Below are 21,236 nucleotides of genomic sequence, written 5' to 3'. Positions count from 1 at the left end.
TTTTTTCGATGAATGACTGAGAATTGATGTGAGTGTACCCCGTCCCGTTGTTCTATGCGTACTAGATGGCTGGGGGATTCGATCCCGGCGCGATAACAACGCCATCGCTCTGGCGAATACGCCGGTGTGGGATGAGCTTATGGCGCAATATCCCCATGCGCAACTGGAAGCCTCAGAAGGTTTTGTCGGACTGCCCTCCGGCCAGATGGGGAATTCGGAAGTCGGTCACATGACGCTCGGTTCGGGGCGCATTGTCCTGCAGGACCTTCCGCGGATCGACGCTGCGATTGCCGATGACACGGTCAGGACATTACCGGCATTCCGAAAATTCGCTGCTGCGCTGAAAGCCAGCGGCGGGAAGGCCCATCTGCTGGGGCTGATGTCTCCCGGCGGCGTTCATTCGCATCAGGACCAGATCGCCCATCTGGCCAATATACTGGCGGATGCCGGCATTCCCGTTGTGGTGCACGCCCTGCTGGACGGCCGGGATACGCCACCGTCCAGCGCGGCGGGGTATCTGGCGGATTTCCAGGCGGCGGCGCCACGGGCGGTTATCGGCACCGTGACCGGACGGTATTATGCCATGGATCGCGACGGGAACTGGGACCGGGTTTCGCAGGCCTATGCAGCTATCATGTCGGGATCAGGCGAAGCCGCCGCCGATGTCCGTGCGGCGATCGAGCAGGCCCAAGCCCGTGGCGAGACCGATGAATTCGTCCGCGCGACGGTTATTGACGGATATGACGGAATGCGGGACGGGGACGGCGTTGTTTCCGCAAATTTCCGGGCGGACCGGATCCGGGAAATTTTGTCGGCGCTGCTCGAGCCGGATTTTGACGGATTCGCGCGCAGTCAGATCGTCTCCGTGGCGGCAGCTGTCGGGATGACGTCCTATTCCGCCACGCTGGATAACCGGCTTGAGACATTGTTTCCCGCCGAAAGTATCGAAAACGTAATCGGCAAGGTGGTCTCGGCGGCGCATAAAAAGCAGCTGAGAATTGCCGAAACCGAGAAATATGCGCATGTGACGTTCTTTTTCAACGGCGGCGAGGAAGCCGTTTTCCCGGGTGAGGAGCGTATCCTGGTGCCCTCGCCGAAGGTCGCGACCTATGATCTGCAGCCGGAAATGTCGGCGCCGGCCGTAACGGACAGGCTTGTAGCCGCCATTGCGTCCGGGCAGTTCGACTTTATCGTCGTCAATTACGCCAATACCGACATGGTCGGTCATACCGGCGACCTGAACGCCGCGATCCAGGCGGTTCAGGCGGTCGATGCGTGCCTTGGGCGTCTGGTGGCGGCGGTACGGTCCGCCGACGGCATGATGCTGGTGACCGCCGATCACGGCAACGCCGAATTGATGGTTGATGAGGATGACGGCGGTGCATATACGGCGCATACGACAAACCCGGTACCGATTCTGGTTGTCGGCGACGCGGTTTCCGTTTCGTGCGTCCGGAATGGCGGTCTGGGCGATGTGGCGCCGACACTTCTGGACCTGATGGCCGTCAGGCAGCCGCCGGAGATGACCGGCAATTCCCTGATCAAGCGAACCGGAGAGGCGCGTGCGGCGGTATAGATCTGGCTGGATAACCTTCTGGCCGGCGGCGCTGCTGGCCATCCTGTCGGGCGGTGCGGCGGCGTACGCGGCCGAAAAGCCGGAGCGGCAGCTGGAAAAGGTCGAAGAACAGATCAGCCGCGAAATAAGCAGACAGCAAGAACTGGAGGAGCAAAGCCGGAAACTGGCGCTGGAGACGGCCCTGATACGACGGGAGATGATAGAGGCGGCGCGCGGCGCCCAGGAAAAAGAAGGCCTGCTGACCCACCTGGAGACGCAACTGGCCAATCTGGTCGAGGATGCGAAGCAGCGCGAGGAGGCGTTGTCCGCCGAGCGGCGGCAACTCGGCGGTACCCTGGGAGCACTGGCGCGGTTGTCCCGGAATGCGCCGCAGGCGATCATGTTCTCCAGGGGGACGCCTGCCGATATAGCGCACAGCGCCCTGTTGTTGCGGATTGCGGTGCCGCGCATGGGCGAACGTGTCGAAGACCTGTCCAGGGAGATTGAAGGGCTGGTCATGGTGAAACGCGACATCGCGGGAAAGTTACTGAGCCTGCGCAGGGCCGGCGATTCGCTTGACAATGAGCGCGCGAGATTGCGCCGGCTGCTGGACCGCAAGAATGCATTGCGCCGGGATACGGATGCGGCTTACCGGGAGAATGCGGAAAAGATGCGCGCCCTTGCGGCAAAGGCCGGCGACATAAAGGACCTGATGGCGCGCCTGCAGACTCCTGCAAACGCGCCGCGCCCGCCCCGCCCCGCATTGCGCCCGCCGCCGCCGGAGCCGCAGGAAGCGGCATTACCGCCCGAGGCCGGCAGAAATGCGACCGAACCGCCTGTCGGCCTGCGGGATTTCCCCGAAAACGGGCCTGTGACGCTGCCAATTGCGGGGCAGATTGTGGGCCGATATGGCGAATCGCTCGATTTCGGGAATACGGCGCGGGGTGTCCGGCTGGAGGCGCGGCCTTTGGGGCAGGTTGTGGCGCCTTTCGACGGAAAGATTGTCTTCGCCGGCCCGTTTCGCAATTACGGGCAAATCCTCATTATCGAGCATCGGGGCGGATATCATACATTGCTGGCCGGATTGGGAAGGATCGATACGAATGCCGGCCAATGGGTCCTGGCCGGTGAGCCTATTGGTGCAATGGGCCCTCGAAATGATGGCCAGCCAACACTATATTTGGAACTTCGCCGGAACGGTCAACCGATCAACCCATCGCCGTGGCTAGCGGCTGGTAATCAAAAGGTGCGTGGATGAAAGCGATATTTGGCAAAACGATCCTTGCTGTCGGGGTCGTGGCTTATTTTATGTCCGCACCGGCATTTGCCGCTGCGCCGGAAAAAACAGACAAGACGGAAATTTACCGGTTACTGGAACAGTTCGGTGACGTGTTCGAACGTGTCCGGGCATCGTATGTCGAAGAGGTTTCCGACAAGGAACTGGTCGAGGCGGCGATCCAGGGCATGTTGCAGAGTCTGGATCCCCATTCCAGCTACCTCGACAAGAAGACCTTCAGCGACATGCAGGTGCAGACCAAGGGAGAATTCGGCGGTCTGGGGATCGAAGTGACGATGGAGGACGGCTACGTCAAGGTCGTCTCGCCGATCGACGATACGCCGGCGCACAAGGCCGGGCTTGAACCGGGAGACCTTATTTCGCAAATCGACGGCGTGACGGTTCAGGGCCTTAATCTGAGCGAGGCCGTTGAGAAAATGCGGGGGCGGGTCGGGACGGAAATCAAGCTGATGATCCTGCGCAAGGATACCGAGCCCTTCGATGTCACGATCACGCGCGACAATATCCGCATCAAATCGGTTCGGTACCGCGCGGAAGGCAATATCGGCTACATCCGCGTGACCACTTTCAGCCAGCAGACCGATACGGGCGTGCAGGAAGCATTGGCCGAACTGAACGAGGAAATCGGCGAAGGCAATATTCGCGGATATATTCTTGACCTGCGAAACAATCCGGGAGGATTGCTGGATCAGGCAGTCGCCGTTTCCGACGATTTTCTGGACCGGGGCGAAATTGTTTCCACGCGCGGGCGTGTCGAGGAAAACAGCCAGCGGTTTCACGCCCGGCCGGGTGATCTCGCCAAGGGGCTGCCGATTGTCGTGCTGATCAATGGCGGGTCCGCATCCGCGTCGGAAATCGTCGCGGGCGCTCTGCAGGATCACAAGCGGGCGATCGTCCTGGGAACCAAGAGTTTCGGGAAGGGGTCGGTGCAGACGATTATTCCGCTTAGCGGCAGCGGCGCGATGAAGCTCACGACGCAGCGGTACTATACGCCGTCGGGCCGGTCCATTCAGGCCCTTGGCATTGAACCGGATATCGAAGTGACGCCATCGAAGCTCGAACCCCTGGTCAATAATCGACCCGGCCGCTCGGAGAGGGATTTGCTGGGGTCATTGCGGAATGAGAATGAAGGAAGCCAAACCCCGGAGGGTACAGTAGAAGCAACTGAATCGGACGCGGTCGAAAAGCCCTTCGATTACCAACTGGTCAGGGCGATTGACCTGTTACAGGGAATCGCGCTTTACCGTGAGCAAGCCGCCAATTAACCGTTGAGGTAGAGACGCTCTGGTCAGTCTTTCACGCAAGCTGCCGTCACTGCCGAAATTCCCCCTTCCGCTTCCCTGGAAGCGAAAGGGGGCTGATTCGTCCGATTCTGCGCAATCGGACGATTTTTCCGATGTCGACGACTATCTGAAACCGAGCGAATTCCAGAAACGGCTGCCCCTCTACACGCTTCTTGCCGTTGCAGGGCTTACGGTAGTCACTTTGCTGGGTATCATTCTTTGGCTGGAATTTTCGTCGGATGCCGTGACCGATGAAATGCGGGCTGCCCGGCCGCAGGTAAATGTCCGCATGCTGTCATCGTCACGATTGGCCAACGACGAACCGCCGGAACGAGACGCCGCTCACGATTCGGCAGGGGCAAAAAGCAGTTCAAGGAACCGCACGCCGCAAATTCCGGAGTCCGCCAGCGCCGCGCCGACGGTCCTGCATCCGCATCCGGATCCGCAACTGGTTGAGAAAACCGACATCGGGATGCTGCCGGTTATCGGTAAGGATGGCCGCCAGCCCTGGCGCGTCTATTCCCGACCGTTCAACGCACTGGAAAAGCGCCCGCGTGTCGCCGTTGTCATCGTCGGTCTGGGGGTGTCCTTCAATGCCACGGAAAGCGCCGTCCAGGAATTGCCTGGCGAAGTCACGCTGGCCTTCGAGCCGTTTTCGAACAAGCTGAACGAATGGATCGACGCGGCGCGCGGAGCCGGGCATGAAGTGCTTCTCAATATTCCGATGGAGCCGCTGGGATATCCACGGAATGACCCGGGACCGTTCGGCCTGATGACCGGCTTGCGACCGGACGAAAACAAACGCCGGCTCGACTGGATACTGAGCCGGATGACGGGATATGTCGGCGTGACGAATGTCCAGGGTGACCGCTTTTCCGGAAGTGCGGTTGCGCTGCAGCCGGTGCTCCGCGAGCTTGTGAGCAGGGGGCTGCTGTTCGTCGATACGGTGGACCGGACTGTCAGCACCATTACGTCGATTGCGCCAGGCCTGAAACTGCCTCTTGCGGTCAGCAATACAACGGTGGACGCCGTCGCCAGCCGGGCCAGTATTGAACAACAATTATCGGTGGTCGAGCGGATTGCCAGGTCGCAAGGCGCCGCCGTCGTCATCGCGCATCCTTATCCCGTTTCGCTGCGAATCCTGAAACGCTGGATCGGCGGGCTCAACGAGATGGGACTGGCCCTGGCGCCGATCTCGGCGGTGGTCAATCGCCAAAAACTGAAATGACGGGGCCGCAATGACCGATGGTGATCCACGACCCTATCGGAAATGCGTTGGCATCATGATGCTGAACGCGGATGGGCTGGTTTTTGTCGGCGACCGGATCAATACGGACCGGCAGGATTGGCAGATGCCGCAGGGGGGCATCGAAAACGGGGAGTCGCCGGAAATTGCCGCCTTGCGGGAATTGGAAGAGGAAACCGGCACCGACAGGGTGGAAATCATCGGCGAAATTCCCCGCTGGATTTCCTATGACCTGCCCCTCGATATTTCGCACCGTATCTGGGGCGGACGGTACCGGGGACAGTCGCAGCGCTGGTACGCCATGCGCTTTACCGGCGAAGATGAGGATATCTGCCTGGACCGGCATGTGCCGGAATTCAGCGACTGGCGCTGGGTGCCGATCGGCAAGGTTTGCGAACTGATTATCCCGTTCAAACGGCAGGTTTACCGTGAAGTAGTTCGTGAATTTAAGCCCCTTACAGAAAGTCAGGCAATCCGTGGTCGTGCTGTTAATTGACTGTTTATTATTATTTTCATACAATTTTGCGGAATCCTGTCCTTGATTGCTCCCCAAACGGGTGATGCGGAATGGCGGGAATCTGACGAATTTCAGGTTGTGTTTCGTCAATGCGTTTGAGAATGGGAAACGCCGGGCGCAGGATTTGCCGTGCTGTCAGTAACCAACGCAATCGCGATCCCTCAAACCGCACCGCTCCGCGGCGCGGCAGGCGGGAAATATCTGGCGCCACCGGAAGCCGAAGCGCAGGTCGCGTCCCGTGCCGTTGCGGCGTTCCAGCCGGGGCCGCCCGTTTCGCGCCTGGCGCCGCAATCCGTCCCTGAAATCCAGGAGGAGGCCGCCGCCGAAGATGCCGCAGATGAACAGGCCGGCGCATCGGCGGAGGATGAACAGGGCCTGACCGAGGCGGATCGACGCAAGATCGAACGACTGAAGCAACGGGACCGCTTGGTGCGCGAACACGAACGCGCCCATGCGACAGCCGGCGGAGCGATTGCCGGGCCGCCATCCTTTACTTTTGTCACCGGTCCCGATGGCAAGCAGTATGCCGTGGGCGGCGAGGTGTCGATCGATGTAAGCCCCGTAGCCGGCAATCCGCAGGCAACCATCCGGAAAATGGAACAGGTGAAGCGGGCAGCGCTGGCGCCGGCCAATCCGTCCGGTCAGGACAGGCGCGTGGCGTCGCAGGCGGATGCCGCTATCGTCAAGGCGAAGCAGGAACTGGCCGAGGAACGCCGTGAAGAACAGGAAAGTCAACGCGAGCGCGTGTCAGCCATTGAACGGTCTGAAAACAGCATCGGGCGGACGGATCCGGTTTTCGATCCACAGGAACGGTTTCGACGACCTGTCGGCGGGGCCGGTATTCCTCTGGGTTCCGGACTGGCGGGAAGCGGGGAACTCAAGACAAATGTCGGGCTTACCAATCCCGGCGAGCTGCTGAACATGATAGCCTGACGGACGAGGTGTCCGTGTTAATGGGCCCCTGAATAGGTCGGGGAATCCAGCGCCTGCAGTTTTGCCTCTGCAATCTGCAGCGAAACGGCGGCTGTCTCACTATCGGCGGATCCCGCATTTTCCCGCAGGTCGCGCAATTCCTGTTCCAGCGCGGCGCGATTAATATCTTCCAGGCGGATGGCGCCTTCCGCCAGAATCGTGCAGCGTTCGGTCGTGACCTCGGCGAATCCGCCGGCAAGGAAATAACGCTGCGCGACACTGCCGCCATCGAAAACGGCCAGCGTACCGGGCCGGATGGTCGAAATCATCGGCGCGTGTCCCGGAAGAACGCCAAAATCACCTTCTTCGCCCGGGATGACGACCATTTCAACGGCCTGCGTCATCAGCAGTTTCTCGGGCGAGACGAGTTCCAGTTCCAGGGTATCGGCCATTACGTTCCGCTCCGTTTACCAGTCAAGCCTTACGCGGCTTCCGCGGCCATGCGCTTGGCTTTCTCGACGGCGTCCTCAATCGGGCCGCACATGTAGAACGCCGCTTCCGGAAGGTCGTCATAATCGCCGTTCAGAATACCCTTGAAGCCCTTGATCGTGTCTTCCAGTTCGACGAACTTGCCCGGCGATCCGGTAAAGACTTCGGCGACGTGGAACGGCTGCGACAGGAAGCGCTGGATCTTGCGCGCCCGGGTAACGGTCACCTTGTCGTCTTCCGACAATTCGTCCATGCCCAGGATGGCGATGATTTCCTGCAGGGACTTGTAGCTTTGCAGGACTTCCTGAAGTTCGCGGGCAACCTGGTAATGCTCCTGGCCGACGACGCCGGGTTCCATGATGCGGCTGGTCGAATCCAGCGGATCGACCGCCGGATAGATGCCCAGTTCGGCAATCTGCCGGGACAGCACCGTCGTGGCGTCAAGATGGGCAAATGTCGTGGCCGGCGCCGGATCGGTCAGATCGTCCGCGGGAACGTAAATGGCCTGGACCGAGGTGATGGACCCCTTGGTTGTCGTCGTGATCCGTTCCTGCATGTTACCCATATCGGTTCCCAGGGTCGGCTGATAGCCCACCGCGGAGGGGATACGGCCCAGCAGTGCGGAGACTTCGGAACCGGCCTGCGTGAACCGGAAGATGTTGTCGACGAAGAACAGCACGTCCTGGCCTTCTTCATCGCGGAAATACTCGGCCAGCGTCAGACCCGACAGGCCGATCCGCGCGCGCGCGCCCGGCGGCTCGTTCATCTGGCCGTAAACCAGCGCCGCCTTGGAGTCGCCGTCCAGGTTGATAACGCCGGATTCCATCATTTCGTGATACAGATCGTTGCCTTCGCGAGTCCGCTCGCCGACGCCGGCGAACACCGAATAGCCGCCATGGGCCTTCGCGATGTTGTTGATCAGTTCCATGATGATGACGGTCTTGCCGACGCCGGCGCCGCCGAACAGTCCAATCTTGCCGCCCTTCGGATAGGGGGTCAGAAGGTCGATAACCTTGATGCCGGTGACAAGCTGTTCGGTTTCCGTCGACTGCTCGGTGAATACCGGCGCCGGACGGTGAATCGGGAGTTTCATTTTGGTGTTCAGCGGGCCGCGTTCGTCGACCGGTTCGCCGATGACATTGAGGATGCGTCCCAGCGTTTCCGGCCCGACAGGCATCATCATCGGCTCGCCGGTATCGTGCACTTCCTGGCCGCGCACCAGACCTTCGGTCGCGTCCATCGCGATACAGCGGACCGTGCTTTCGCCCAGATGCTGCGCGACTTCCAGAACCAGGCGGTTGCCCTGATTATCGGTCGAAAGGGCGTTCAGAATCGGCGGAAGATCACCATCGAACCGAACGTCGATGACGGCGCCCAGTACCTGGGTCACTCTGCCAACAAGATTTTTCGCCATGGGTTTAGCTCCCGCTTCAAACGTGTTGTGGTCTACAGCGCCTCGGCGCCGGAAATGATTTCGATAAGCTCGCTGGTAATCGCGGCCTGACGGGTTCTGTTGTATCGCAGGGTCAGGCTTTCGATCATGTCGCCCGCATTGCGGGTCGCATTGTCCATTGCCGTCATGCGCGCCGCCTGTTCGGAGGCGAAAGATTCCAGCATCGCACGATAGACCTGGACGGAAAGGTTGCGTGGCAGCAGCGCCGCCAGGATCTCTTCTTCATCGGGCTCGAATTCGTAGCTCGCCCTGCTTTCAGGGTTCGCGTCTTCGTCGGTCTTCGCCGGCAGCGCTGCCGTCTTGAAGGGGATCAGTTGCAGCGGCGTCACTTCCTGGGTCAGCGCCGAAACGAACTTGTTGTAAATGATCGTGCAGACGTCGAATTCGCCGGCCTCGAACATGCCGGTGATTTTTTCCGATACCGTCTGGGCCTGGCTGAAGGCCGGCGCCGGCTTGGCAAGATCCTCGAATTTTTCGACGATGCGGCGGCTCATATCGCGGCGCAAAGCGGTCAGACCCTTGCGGCCGACGATAATGATCTTGACGGTTTTTCCGTCCCGTTCAAGCTGCGCGATCCGTTCGCGGGTAAAGCGGATCAGATAGGCGTTGAACCCCCCGCAAAGACCGCGATCCGATGAAATCAGCACCAGAAGATGGGTGCTGTCGTCCCGCACCGCCAGCATCGGCGGCGCGCTTTCCGGGCTGGCCGCGGCGCTGGCCGCGAGCGACGACAGCATGCGCTCCATCCGTTCCGCATAGGGACGCGCGGATTCGGCCATGTCCTGTGCGCGGCGCAGCTTGGCGGCCGCGACCATCTTCATCGCCGATGTGATGCGGCGAGTCGATGTGACGCTGCTGATCTTGTTTCGGAGGTCTTTGAGATTCGCCATCGCGGCCCGAGTCCCCTACGCCTTTACTGCCGTCTTCCCGTCGGGGCCTAGACGAACCCTTTGGTGAATGCGCCGATTATGTCCGTCAGCTTCTGTCGCGTGTCATCGCTGATTTCGCCTTCGGTTCGGATTGCCGTCAGGACGTCCACATGATCGGTGTGGAAATGTTCCAGCAGGGCGGTCTCGTACCGGTTGATGGCGCTGACAGCCAGCGTGTCGAGGAAGCCGTTCACGCCCGCGAAAATCGAAACAACCTGTTCCTCGACCGCCAGCGGGCTGTACTGGGCCTGTTTCAGCAGTTCGGTCAGTCGCGCACCGCGCGCCAGCAGGCGCTGGGTGACCGGATCGAGATCCGACGCGAACTGTGAGAAGGCTTCCATTTCACGATACTGGGCGAGCTCGAGCTTGATCGAACCGGCGACCTGCTTCATTGCCTTGATCTGGGCGGAAGAGCCGACGCGGGACACCGACAGGCCGACGTTGATCGCCGGACGGACGCCTTTATAGAAGAGTTCCGTTTCCAGGAAGATCTGGCCGTCGGTAATCGAAATCACGTTGGTCGGGATATAGGCCGACACGTCACTGGCCTGGGTCTCAATGACCGGCAGTGCGGTCAGCGAACCAAGGCCGTGGTCCTCGTTCAGCTTCGCCGCGCGCTCCAGCAGACGCGAATGCAGATAGAAGACGTCGCCGGGATAGGCTTCACGGCCCGGCGGGCGGCGCAGCAGCAGCGACATCTGGCGATAGGCGACAGCCTGTTTCGACAGATCGTCATAGATGATGACGGCATGCATGCCATTGTCCCGGAAGTATTCGCCCATGGCGCAGCCCGTATAGGGCGCCAGGAACTGAAGCGGCGCCGGGTCGGACGCCGTGGCGGCGACGACGATGGTGTATTCCAGCGCGCCTTTTTCTTCGAGAATCTTGACAACCTGGGCGACGGTCGAACGTTTCTGGCCGATTGCGACATAGACGCAATACAGCTTCTTCGATTCGTCGTCGCCGGCGTTGATCGTTTTCTGGTTGATGATGGTATCGATTGCCACGGCGGTCTTGCCGGTCTGGCGGTCGCCGATGATCAGTTCACGTTGTCCCCGACCGACGGGCACCAGCGCATCCAGCGCCTTCAGGCCGGTCTGCACGGGTTCGTGCACCGATTTGCGCGGGATGATGCCGGGGGCCTTGACCTCGACGCGGCGGCGTTCTTCGGAAACGATCGGTCCCTTGCCGTCAATCGGGTTGCCGAGACCGTCGACAACGCGCCCGAGCAGACCCTTGCCCGCGGGAACGTCGACGATGGAGCCGGTCCGTTTGACGATGTCGCCTTCACCGATATCCCGGTCACTGCCGAAAATAACGACGCCGACATTGTCGGTTTCCAGGTTCAGCGCCATGCCGCTGATGCCACCGGGAAACTCGACCATCTCACCGGCCTGGACGTTGTCAAGGCCGTAGACCCGGGCCACCCCGTCGCCGACGGAGATGACCTGGCCGACTTCGGCGACATCTGCCTCGACGCCGAATCCGGCGATCTGATCCTTGATGATTGAGGAAATTTCGGCCGCGCGGATATCCATCAGCTCGTACCCTTCATCGCAAGTTGCAATTTGTTCAGCTGCGTGCGCAGCGACGTATCTATCATCTGACTGCCGACCCTGACGATCAGGCCGCCAATCAAACCCGGATCGACCTGCGGCGCAACCGTTACCTTGCCGCCAAGCGATTTCTGCAGGGTTTCCTGCAATGCGCTGACCTGCGCGTCGCTCAACGGTCTTGCAGCAGTGACCTCCGCGGAGATTTCACCGCGGCGGCGCGCCAGTTCCGCCAGAAAACCTTCTATCATCTCGGTCAGCGCAAACAATCGGCGGTTCTTTGCGATCAGGCCGACGAATTTACGCGTCAGATCGGAAACTTCCATCTTTTCAAGGATCGCCGCAATTGCCTTGCCCTGATCGTTGCGATCCAGGACGGGGCTGCGCAGGACGCGCTGCAGGTCCGTACTTTCTTCCACGGCGGCTGTGAGCCGCGCCAGATCGCCGGCAACTGTGTCCAGCAATCCCTGATCATCCGCCAAATCAAACAGCGCGGCAGCGTACCGGCTGGCGATCTCGGAGACAGGCGTCATTGAAGCCAAATGTAAACCCCCTGAAATTCCGGGAAAATCGGGCAAAAATGCCGCAAGAAGTTAAACAGGTCGCGTCCCCGCGAAGCTGCCCCCGCGCGAAATCGAGCGGTGTGTACCATATGCCCCATGGGCTTTCAAGCGATCCACCAGTGCCATTTTGCCGCGCTTGCGAAATGAACGGGCCGGAAAGCGATTACATGAAGCTGTAAGGATCCACGTCGACCTGGATACGCACCGCGTTCGGCGCTTTGATCTGTTTCAACCAGTGGCGCAACCGGTCCTGAACCGGCACGTTTCTGGCCGCTTTCAGCAGCAGTCGCCAGCGATGCCGTCCACGCAGCAGCGCCATGGGGGCAGGGGCCGGACCCAGCATGCGAATCCCGTTCCCGCCTGGCGCCGTACGGGCGAGGTCGCGGGCGACGCGCTCCACCAACCCGGCGTCGCGGCCTGAAACGATCAGCGCCGCAAGCCGGCCGAACGGCGGCCAGCCGCCGGTTTCGCGCATATCGGCTTCCGCCGCCAGAAATCCATCCCGGTCACCGGCGGCGAGCGCCTGCAGAACCGGGCTTTCCGGATTATAGGTCTGCAGCAGCACATGCCCGGCCAATTCAGCCCGCCCGGCCCGGCCGGCGACCTGGTGCAGCATCTGGTATGTCCGTTCGGCGGCGCGCAGGTCGCCGCCGGCAAGACCGAGATCCGCGTCAACGACCCCGACCAGCGTCAGCTTCGGAAAATGATGCCCCTTGGCGACAATCTGCGTGCCTATGACGATATCCACTTCATGGTCCATCACCTGTCGGACGAACGCGTCGGCGTCGGACGGGCGATGGATCGAATCGCTCGTCACGACAATGAATCGCGCGTCCGGCAGGAAATGCATGACTTCCTCGGCAAGCCTTTCCACTCCGGGGCCGCAGGCGACAAAGCTGTCCGCCGCGCCGCAATCGCTGCATTCCCCGGGCCGGGGGCCGGAGAAACCGCAATGGTGGCATTGCAGGCGTCCCGAAAACCGGTGCTCCACCAGCCACGCGGTGCAGTTCGGGCATTCCAGCCGGTGGCCGCATTTTCGGCACAGGGTCAGCGGCGCATAGCCGCGGCGGTTCAGAAACAGAAGCGCCTGCTCCCCGGCGGCGAGGTTTTCCGCAAGGGCGCGGCGCAGGGGCTGCGAAATCCAGCTCTGGCGTTCCGGCGGGTCGCGCCGCAGATCGACAAGAGATATGGCGGGAAGTCTTGCGCCGCCATGCCGATCGGGAAGATGAAGCCGACGGTAGCGGCCGGCCTCAACATTCGTGACAGTTTCAAGCGACGGTGTTGCCGACGCCAGGATAATCGGGATGCCACCGATCTGCGCCCGGACGACCGCCATGTCGCGTGCGTGATAACAGACGCCGTCTTCCTGCTTGAACGCCGGTTCATGTTCCTCATCGACGATGATCAGCCCTAGATTGGTGAAGGGCAGAAACAGCGCCGAACGGGCGCCGACGACAACCTGCGCCTGCCCATTGGCTACGGCGCGCCAGGTTTCCCGGCGCCTTGCCTGGGTCAGGTCGGAATGCCAGCCGGTGGGCGGGGCGCCGAATCGGGTTTCGAACCGCGCAAGCCATTGCGCGCCGAGGGCGATTTCCGGCAGCAGCACCAGCGCCTGTTTTCCCTGCCGAAGCGTGTCGGCAATTGCCTCGAAATAGACTTCCGTCTTGCCGGACCCGGTCACGCCGTCCAGCAGGGTCACCGAAAATACGTTGCCCGATTCGCGCAGCGCCGATACCGCGCCCGCCTGGGCGGGCGACAGCGCCGGGCCAGGTGTTTCCGGATCCGGAGCCCGCTCGGCCGCTGTCGCGGACAATGGCACCGGTACGATCGCCCCGGCCTTGTGCAGTCCGGTGACGACGCCGGGGCTAACTCCGGTTTCATGGACGATATCGGCGCTGCTGCGCGGCGGCCCCGTTCCGAGGAGGGACAGGACCCGTTGCCGCGCCGGGGTCATGCGGAAAACCGGCGGTTTCGGCGCCGCGATAAAGGCGATTCGCGGCTTCGGTGGTTCCAGCGCCTCCGGGACGCTCATTGCCATGCGCAATACGGCGCCGCGCGGCGCGACCGTATAGCCGGCGACCCAGTCGACGAGGCGCCGGTTCTCCGCTGGCATCGGGGGGGCGTTCAGGCGCCTTGCGACATCCTTAAGGCGGCTTTCCGAGATGGCGGGATCCGCGCCCTCTTCGACAATGCTCCAGACAACGCCGATGGCGCGGCGCGCGCCGAGCGGCACTTCGACGAAATCCCCCGGAACGAGCGAGAGTTGTTCCGGTACGCCGTAATCATAGGCATCCGCCAGGGGTAATGGTAAAAGTACCTTGACCCTTGGCTTTGCCGTGGGGGATATCAGGTCGGAAGTCGGTTGGGGATTCGCCATCGTATTTCTTTAACACAATAGCGGTCCGGAGTTGTCCAGCGCATCGGACAGAAAGACCGATTTGTGATACAGAACGATTCCAGCGCACCCCGACGGTGTCGTTGCAATCGCGCCATTCGCCGGAGATGAAGTATGAAATTTTTTGTAGATACCGCCAATATCGACGAGATCCGTGAACTGGCGGATACGGGGCTGCTGGACGGCGTGACGACGAACCCTTCGCTGATCGCGAAGACCGGCCGGAATTTCCTGGATGTCGTCGCGGAAATCTGTGAGGTCGTCAAGGGGCCTGTCAGCGCCGAAGTGGCGGCGACGGATTTTGAGACGATGCTGGCGGAAGGCCGCAAGCTGGCGGGAATCGCCGAAAACATCGCGGTAAAGGTTCCCTTGACACGCGATGGCCTCAAAACCTGCAAGGTGCTCTCCGAAAGCGGCACGATGGTGAATGTGACCCTGTGCTTTTCGGCAAACCAGGCGATCCTTGCGGCAAAGGCGGGCGCGACCTTCATTTCCCCTTTCGTCGGGCGGCTGGACGATCTGGCCACGGACGGCATGGGGCTGATCGACGATATCTGCCGGATTTACGACAATTATCCGGATTTCACGACGGAGGTGCTGGTCGCGTCCGTCCGTTCGCCGATGCATATCGTCGACGCCGCCAAGATCGGCGCGCATGTCGCGACACTTCCGCCCGCCGTATTGTGGTCCCTGTTCAATCATCCGCTGACGGACAAGGGGCTTGCGGCATTTCTCGCCGATTGGGAAAAGACCGGGCAATCGATCCTCTGACACGGATTCATTCAAGATGACGCAGCCAGCATGACGCAGAAATCCACCAAATCGAAAGGCGACGGGCTGAGCGACGCTCGCGTCACGGCCTATCTCCGGGATAACCCTGACTTTCTGGCCCGTAACCCCGACGTATTGCGACTGCTGGCGGCGCCGGATCGCGAACTCGGCGACGGCATTTTCGACATGCAGACGGCGATGATCGGGCAGTTGCGCAGCGAAGTGACGCGGCTGAAGGCGCGGCAGGACGACATCGTTCTGACCACCCGCGCCAATCTCAGCACGCAGGCGCGGGTGCATGAATGTGTCCTGGCGATTCTTGCTGCGAAATCCTTCGAACAGGCGATCCAGATTATCACGACCGATTTCGCCGTGACGCTCGATCTCGACATCGTCACGCTTTGCGTCGAGACCGAAGCCGATGCGGCCGTCCCGGTGAAGACACCCGGCCTGCGCGTCCTGTCGCCCGGTACCGTTGAGGCGACGGTTGGCGAGAACCGCAAGGTCCTGCTGCATGCGGATACGACCGGTGACCCGGAAATCTTCGGCGGCGGTGCGTCGCTGGTTCAGTCCGCCGCCTTTATCCGGCTCGATATCGCCGAGTCGACGCCGCCGGCGCTGGTTGCGTTCGGCGCGCGGCGTCCCGGCAAGTTCCACGCCGAACAGGGCACGGAACTGCTCCAGTTCCTGGGCCGGGTCGTCGAGCGCAGTATCCGAATCTGGCTCGGGGTGCCCTTCTGAGCGCGGCGGAAAATACCATCATCCGCATGGCGCCGGATCTCGCCGCCGTGACGGCGGCGTGGCGGGGCTGGCTGGCCCATGAAAGACGCGTATCGCCGCATACCCAGAAGGCCTATGAAAACGACCTTGATGCGTTTTTCAGGTTCCTCGCCGGGCATCTCGGCGTGCTTCCCGGCCTGGATGACCTTCGCGACCTGCGTCCGGCCGACTTCCGCGCCTGGCTGGCGCGCCGGGCCGCCAGCGGTCTGAGCCGCACATCAACGGCGCGGGCGATGTCCGTTGTGCGGGGTTTCTTCCGATGGTGCGAACGCAATGACCGGCTGACCAATCACGCCATCCGGTCCGTCCGGTCGCCCAAGCTGCCGCATCAGGTGCCGAAGCCGCTGCGGGTCGAGGACGCGCTGGAAACCGTGCAGCGGGTCGGCGATCTGGCGACTGAATCCTGGGTCGGCCTGCGTGACGTCGCCTTGTTTACATTGCTGTATGGCTGCGGGCTGCGCATATCCGAAGCGCTCTCGCTGAGCCGGGCCGAGGCGCCGACGGGCGCGACCCTGCTGGTCACGGGCAAGGGCGGCAAGCAGCGCATGGTGCCGGTCCTGCCGGCCGTTCGCGAGGCGGTGCAGGCCTACATCGCAGCATGCCCCCATGACCTGGCGCCGGAAAGCCCGTTGATCCGCGGCGTCCGTGGCGGACGCCTGAACCCCGCTGTTGCGCAACGGACCATGCGCGCCGCGCGCGGCTGGCTCGGCCTGCCGGAGACCGCGACGCCGCATGCGCTGCGCCATTCCTTCGCCACGCATCTTCTGGCTGCCGGCGGCGACCTGCGCTCGATCCAGGAACTGCTCGGTCACGCCTCGCTGTCCTCGACCCAGCGCTACACCGAAGTCGCGGATTCGACCCTGCTGGCGGAATATCGCGCGGCGCATCCGCGCGCCGGCTGACCGGGACGGGCTGGTGGGTATGGAGCCAAGAATCAAGACGGAACACTGGGTTCACGCGCATCTGCGGCGCTGCGCGATCGAGGCGGTGCCCGCCTTTGTCATCCGGCACGGCGATAACGAACGGGGCATGGTGCTGCTCAAGATCAATACGCTGGGCGACGGGTGCAAGGTGCTGATCCAGGCGCGGGACATTTCCGGGAAACTGGGCTGGCTGGCGGCCTTGAACGGCGACCTGGTCGCGGAAGCCGATGCCGACAGCTATATCGAACGGCAGGTTCGCAACGATCCGGACCTCTGGGTGGTCGAGATCGAGGATCGCGAAGGCCGCCGCTGGTTCGATGGCGAAGAGATATGACGGCGGCGTGACCGTTTCGACGGTGCGAATTCCCTTTTGGGGATTCCCGTGCCATGCTTCGCCGCGACGTCGTCAGGACAGATCAAAAATAAAAGACAGGAGCATATAATGAAGGTCGGGTTTATCGGGCTGGGGACCATGGGGTCCAGTATCGCCCTGAACGCTATCAAGGGGCAGCATTCGCTGACCGTCTTCGATATCAACCGCAATTCCGCCGCGCCGCATGTGGAACTCGGCGCGACATGGGCCGATTCTCCCAGGCAGGTCGCGGAACAGAGCGATGTGGTTTTCTCGTCGCTGCCCGGGCCGCCGGAAGTCGAAGCCGTGACGCTTGGCGAGGGCGGATTGCTGGAAGGCATTTCCGCGGGCAAGGTCTATTTCGACCTCAGCACCAATTCGCCGACGACGATCCGCCGGATTCATGCGGAATTCGCCCGGAAGGGCGCGCATGTGCTCGACGCCCCTGTCAGCGGCGGTCCCGATGGCGCGAAGTCGGGCAAGATGGCGATCTGGGTCGGCGGCGACAAGGCGGTCTACGACGCGAATGTGCAGGTCCTGCATTCGATGAGCGACGCCCCCTTTTATGTCGGTCCGATCGGGGCGGGCGCGGTGGCGAAGCTGGTCCATAACTGCAGCGGCTATATCCTGCAGACGGCGCTGGCGGAAACATTCTCGATGGGCGTCAAGGCCGGTGTCGATCCCGAAGGGCTCTGGACCGCGTTGCGCAAGGGCGCGCTCGGCCGGCGCCGGGTCTTCGACACGATGGCCCGCCAGTTCCTGCCCGGCCGCTTCGACCCGCCCGATTTTGCGCTGAAACTGGCCCGCAAGGACGTCAACCTGGCCTGCGAGGTCGGCCGGGAATATGAAGTGCCGATGCGCCTTGCCAATATGACGCTGATGGAAATGACCGAAGCGATGAACCGCGGCTGGGAAGGCCGCGATTCGCGATGCGCCATGCTGTTGCAGACGGAGCGGGCGGGCGTTGAAATCAGCATCACGGAAGCGAAGATCAAGGAGATCATGGACAAGGACTGACCTTCCGCGCGACGCCGTCCGGCTGAAACACAGTCGGACGGCGTCGTATCAACTTGAGTAAGGCCCGATGACGAACGAAACGCCGGAACCCTATCTGCTGACGCCGGGGCCGCTGACAACCTCGCGTGAAACCAAACAGGCCATGCTGCGCGACTGGGGATCGCGGGATGCGGCCTTTCTCCGGCTCAACCGCGAGGTCCGGGACCGGGTTGCGGCAATCGCCGGGGGCGGGGACGAATTGACCTGCGTCCCGGTGCAGGGCAGCGGCACCTTTGCGGTGGAGGCGATGCTGGCGACCTTCCTGCCGCGTGACGGAAAGTTGCTGCTGGTCGTGAACGGCGCCTACGGGCATCGCATGGCGACGATCTGCGAATATCTGGGCCGCGCTCATACACTTTACGAAACAGCCGAAGACACGCCGCCCGACCCGGCGGTAATAGACGCGATGCTTTCGGACGATGGGGATATCTCCCATGTCGCCATCGTCCATTGCGAAACGACGTCCGGCATCCTCAACCCGGTTGAAGCCGTCGCCGGGGTGGTGGCCGCCAGGGGTCGCCGGTTGCTGGTCGACGCCATGAGCGCCTTCGGCGCGCTGCCGCTCGATATGGGGCAGTTAGCCTGCGACGCCGTTGCCGCATCTGCCAACAAATGCCTCGAAGGTGTGCCGGGCATGGGCTTTGTCGTCTGCCGAAAGTCGGTGCTGGCGGCGGCGAAGGGCAATGCGCATTCGCTCAGCCTCGACCTCCACGGTCAGTGGGCAGCGATGGAATCCACCGCGCAGTGGCGTTTCACGCCGCCGACGCACGTGATCGCCGCCTTTCATCAGGCCCTGAAGGAACATACGGCGGAAGGCGGCGTGGCGGGGCGCGGGGCGCGTTACCGGCGAAACTGCGACATCCTTGTCGCCGGCATGCGCCGGTTGGGGTTCCGGACGCTGCTGCCCGACGACTTGCAGGCGCCGATTATCGTGACGTTCCACATGCCGGCCGATCCAGCGTTCCGGTTCCAGGCGTTCTACGATGCCCTGGCGGCGCGCGGCTATGTCATTTATCCCGGCAAGCTGACGGTTGCGGAGAGTTTCCGGATCGGCTGTATCGGGCGGCTCGACGAATCGGTCATGCGGGGCGTCCTGGAGGCGATCCGCGACACGCTGGACGAGATGGGCGTGCGGCAACGCGGGCCGATGGCGGCCTGAGGGGCCTGTATGGCGAATCCGGAACAGATCACCGTCAACGGCCGCTGCTACAACTGGCCTGCCGCGCCGGTCGTCATCGTATGCATCGACGGGTCGGAGCCGGCCTATATGGACGATGCCGTCGCAGCCGGGCATATGCCATGGCTGGAGAGGGCCCGTTCTACTGGTTTTGACCATGTAGCCGATTGCGTGGTGCCGAGTTTCACCAATCCCAACAACCTGTCCATCGTGACCGGTGCGCCGCCATCGGTGCACGGCATTGCCGGAAATTTCTTCCTCGACCCCGATACGGGCGAGGAGGTGATGATGAACGATCCCAAATTCCTGCGCTGCGGCACGATCCTGGCCGCCTTTGCCGATGCCGGGGCGAGGGTCGTCGTGATTACCGCCAAGGACAAGCTGCGCCTGCAACTCGGCTACAGGCTGAAGGGTATCTGTTTTTCGTCGGAAAAAGCGGATGCGGTGACGCTGGCGGAAAACGGGATTGACGGGGTCTTGGCGCTGGCGGGCATGCCGGTTCCCTCCGTATATAGCCCCGAACTCTCGGAATTTGTGTTTGCTGCGGGTACCCGGATCATGGAACGGGATCGGCCCGATATCCTGTATCTGTCGACGACCGACTACATCCAGCACAAGCACGCACCGGGTACCGCGGAAGCCAATGCGTTTTATGCCATGATGGATTCGTACTGGGCGCGGCTGGATGGGATGGGGTGCACCATCGTGCTGACCGCCGATCACGGCATGAACGCGAAGCACGATACTGCGACCGGCCAGCCGAATGTGGTGTATCTGCAGGAACTGATCGACAGCCGGTTCGGCGCCGGCGCCGGGCGGGTGATCCTGCCCATTACGGACCCCTATGTGGTGCATCATGGCGCGCTGGGGTCCTATGCGACGATCTACCTGCACGATCCGGCGTCAGGATCCGCCATCCGGAGCGACCTTGCCGGTGTGGACGGGATCGCGGATGTGCTGACCAATGCGGAAGCCTGCGCCCGTTTCGAACTGCCCGCCGACCGGGTCGGCGACCTGGTCGTGCTCGGCGAAAGACACATGACGCTCGGCGCCAGCCCCGACCGGCACGACCTGTCGGGCCTGACCGAGCCGCTGCGCAGCCATGGCGGCGCGACGGAACAGCGGGTGCCGCTGATCTGCAACCGCCCGGCAAACGGGTTTTCCGGCGACCGCGGGCTGCGAAATTTCGATGCCTTTGACCTGGCGCTGAATCTGGCGGATTCGACGGCTTCCTGAATGCTTTCAAAGCATCCGGTCGGGGTGGTCGCTGATCACGGCGTCGACCCCCCAGCCGAACAGCGTTTTGGCGCGGTCCCTGTCATTGACCGTGTAGCACAGCAGCGGATAGCCGGCCCGGCGTATTTCCTGCGCGGTTGCCCTGTCCAGGTTCCGGTGATTGCAGTGCAGGGTGGCACAACCCAGCGCCTTCATCTGTTTGCCCCAGTCGCGCCCGATACGGGACAGCAGAAGGCCCCGCTGAAACATGGGGGCGACTTCCCGGATCGCGGCCAGTGAATCGGGTGTGAAGCTGGAAACGAGCGGCGCCGGCAGGTCGCCGGGCCATTCCTCCCGCAGGATTCGGCCGACCGCATGGCCTGTGGCGGCCTCACGACCCGGCGACGGTTTGATTTCAACATTGGCGCCCATGCCGAGCGACGCCAGCAGGCGGATTGTTTCGCTAAGGGTCGGGATTTTTTCGCCGGCATACTTGTCGGAAAACCAGTTGCCGGCATCCAGTCCTTTCAGCGTCCCAAGGGTGAAATTACCAACCGATCCTTCCCCGTCGGTCGTCCGTTCCAGGGTATCGTCATGAAGCAGGACCGGGATATTGTCGAGTGACAGGTGGACATCGAATTCGACCCATTTGACGCCCATATTCGACGCGGCGCGGAACCCGGCGAGGGTGTTTTCCGGCGCATGCCCGGCGGCGCCGCGATGGCCGATGACAGGCGGAAAAGAATGGAAGGCTGGCATTCACTATCCTT

20 protein-coding genes are annotated in these 21,236 nt (G+C 62.2%); 13 read left to right on the top strand and 7 right to left on the bottom strand.

Annotated features, from left to right (window positions below):
- Positions 1 to 28 precede the first annotated feature (28 nt).
- From gpmI to WD767_19165, 6 genes are all read left to right on the top strand, one after another.
- Positions 29 to 1,576 carry a 2,3-bisphosphoglycerate-independent phosphoglycerate mutase gene (gene gpmI / locus WD767_19190; GenBank protein MEX2618219.1) on the top strand — a complete coding sequence of 516 codons (1,548 nt, stop codon included), beginning with the start codon at positions 29 to 31 and terminating at the stop codon, positions 1,574 to 1,576.
- Positions 1,563 to 2,813, top strand: a complete 1,251-nt coding sequence (locus tag WD767_19185; protein MEX2618218.1) for a peptidoglycan DD-metalloendopeptidase family protein — start codon at positions 1,563 to 1,565, stop codon at positions 2,811 to 2,813. The genes gpmI and WD767_19185 overlap by 14 nt, the downstream gene beginning before the upstream one ends.
- 50 nt (positions 2,814 to 2,863) lie before the next feature.
- On the top strand, positions 2,864 to 4,117 hold the full coding sequence (locus WD767_19180) for a S41 family peptidase (GenBank protein MEX2618217.1): 1,254 nt from the start codon (positions 2,864 to 2,866) through the stop codon (positions 4,115 to 4,117).
- 262 nt (positions 4,118 to 4,379) lie between these two features.
- Positions 4,380 to 5,363 (top strand): divergent polysaccharide deacetylase family protein, encoded by a 984-nt coding sequence (locus WD767_19175; protein ID MEX2618216.1) that lies wholly within the window; start codon positions 4,380 to 4,382, stop codon positions 5,361 to 5,363.
- Positions 5,364 to 5,373: 10 nt separating this feature from the next.
- Positions 5,374 to 5,877, top strand: a complete 504-nt coding sequence (locus tag WD767_19170) for an RNA pyrophosphohydrolase (GenBank protein ID MEX2618215.1) — start codon at positions 5,374 to 5,376, stop codon at positions 5,875 to 5,877.
- A 150-nt stretch (positions 5,878 to 6,027) separates the two neighbouring features.
- The gene (locus WD767_19165; GenBank protein MEX2618214.1) at positions 6,028 to 6,831 is read left to right on the top strand and encodes a putative metalloprotease CJM1_0395 family protein; all 804 of its coding nucleotides are present in this window, start codon (positions 6,028 to 6,030) and stop codon (positions 6,829 to 6,831) included.
- A 17-nt stretch (positions 6,832 to 6,848) separates the two neighbouring features.
- On the opposite strand, the gene atpC is transcribed toward WD767_19165, so the two are convergent.
- The 6 genes from atpC to WD767_19135 form a co-directional block, all read right to left on the bottom strand.
- The gene (gene atpC, locus WD767_19160) at positions 6,849 to 7,262 is read right to left on the bottom strand and encodes an ATP synthase F1 subunit epsilon (GenBank protein MEX2618213.1); all 414 of its coding nucleotides are present in this window, start codon (positions 7,260 to 7,262) and stop codon (positions 6,849 to 6,851) included.
- 29 nt (positions 7,263 to 7,291) lie between these two features.
- Entirely contained in the window at positions 7,292 to 8,713 is a 1,422-nt protein-coding gene (atpD, locus tag WD767_19155) for a F0F1 ATP synthase subunit beta (protein ID MEX2618212.1), read from the bottom strand.
- A gap of 32 nt (positions 8,714 to 8,745) precedes the next feature.
- Positions 8,746 to 9,642, bottom strand: a complete 897-nt coding sequence (locus WD767_19150) for a F0F1 ATP synthase subunit gamma (GenBank protein ID MEX2618211.1) — start codon at positions 9,640 to 9,642, stop codon at positions 8,746 to 8,748.
- Between the two features lie 47 nt (positions 9,643 to 9,689).
- Positions 9,690 to 11,219, bottom strand: a complete 1,530-nt coding sequence (gene atpA, locus WD767_19145; protein MEX2618210.1) for a F0F1 ATP synthase subunit alpha — start codon at positions 11,217 to 11,219, stop codon at positions 9,690 to 9,692.
- A complete protein-coding gene (locus WD767_19140; GenBank protein MEX2618209.1) occupies positions 11,219 to 11,767 on the bottom strand; it encodes a F0F1 ATP synthase subunit delta in 549 nt (182 codons plus the stop codon). The genes atpA and WD767_19140 overlap by 1 nt, the downstream gene beginning before the upstream one ends.
- Before the next feature lie 193 nt (positions 11,768 to 11,960).
- Complete coding sequence (locus tag WD767_19135) at positions 11,961 to 14,174, bottom strand: primosomal protein N' (protein ID MEX2618208.1); 2,214 nt, start codon at positions 14,172 to 14,174, stop codon at positions 11,961 to 11,963.
- 132 nt (positions 14,175 to 14,306) lie between these two features.
- On the opposite strand from WD767_19135, the gene fsa reads away from it, so the two are divergent.
- The 7 genes from fsa to phnA all read left to right on the top strand — a co-directional run bounded on the left by fsa (position 14,307) and on the right by phnA (position 20,487).
- Complete coding sequence (gene fsa, locus WD767_19130) at positions 14,307 to 14,963, top strand: fructose-6-phosphate aldolase (GenBank protein MEX2618207.1); 657 nt, start codon at positions 14,307 to 14,309, stop codon at positions 14,961 to 14,963.
- A gap of 30 nt (positions 14,964 to 14,993) precedes the next feature.
- Positions 14,994 to 15,704, top strand: a complete 711-nt coding sequence (locus WD767_19125) for a DUF484 family protein (protein MEX2618206.1) — start codon at positions 14,994 to 14,996, stop codon at positions 15,702 to 15,704.
- A gap of 26 nt (positions 15,705 to 15,730) precedes the next feature.
- Positions 15,731 to 16,645 carry a tyrosine recombinase XerC gene (locus WD767_19120; protein ID MEX2618205.1) on the top strand — a complete coding sequence of 305 codons (915 nt, stop codon included), beginning with the start codon at positions 15,731 to 15,733 and terminating at the stop codon, positions 16,643 to 16,645.
- A 19-nt stretch (positions 16,646 to 16,664) separates the two neighbouring features.
- Positions 16,665 to 17,000, top strand: coding sequence for a DUF1491 family protein (locus tag WD767_19115; GenBank protein MEX2618204.1), 336 nt, complete (start codon positions 16,665 to 16,667; stop codon positions 16,998 to 17,000).
- A gap of 108 nt (positions 17,001 to 17,108) precedes the next feature.
- Entirely contained in the window at positions 17,109 to 18,035 is a 927-nt protein-coding gene (locus WD767_19110) for an NAD(P)-dependent oxidoreductase (GenBank protein ID MEX2618203.1), read from the top strand.
- 67 nt (positions 18,036 to 18,102) lie between these two features.
- On the top strand, positions 18,103 to 19,233 hold the full coding sequence (locus tag WD767_19105; protein MEX2618202.1) for a 2-aminoethylphosphonate--pyruvate transaminase: 1,131 nt from the start codon (positions 18,103 to 18,105) through the stop codon (positions 19,231 to 19,233).
- A gap of 9 nt (positions 19,234 to 19,242) precedes the next feature.
- Complete coding sequence (gene phnA, locus WD767_19100; protein MEX2618201.1) at positions 19,243 to 20,487, top strand: phosphonoacetate hydrolase; 1,245 nt, start codon at positions 19,243 to 19,245, stop codon at positions 20,485 to 20,487.
- Between the two features lie 6 nt (positions 20,488 to 20,493).
- Here the strand turns inward: phnA and ugpQ are convergent, their stop codons facing one another.
- The gene (gene ugpQ / locus WD767_19095; GenBank protein MEX2618200.1) at positions 20,494 to 21,225 is read right to left on the bottom strand and encodes a glycerophosphodiester phosphodiesterase; all 732 of its coding nucleotides are present in this window, start codon (positions 21,223 to 21,225) and stop codon (positions 20,494 to 20,496) included.
- Positions 21,226 to 21,236: the final 11 nt, after the last annotated feature.

The organism is Alphaproteobacteria bacterium, from assembly GCA_040905865.1.
GTDB lineage: Bacteria > Pseudomonadota > Alphaproteobacteria > UBA8366.
Note: the sequence above shows the minus strand (reverse complement) of the source record. Positions and strands in the feature narration are given on the sequence as shown.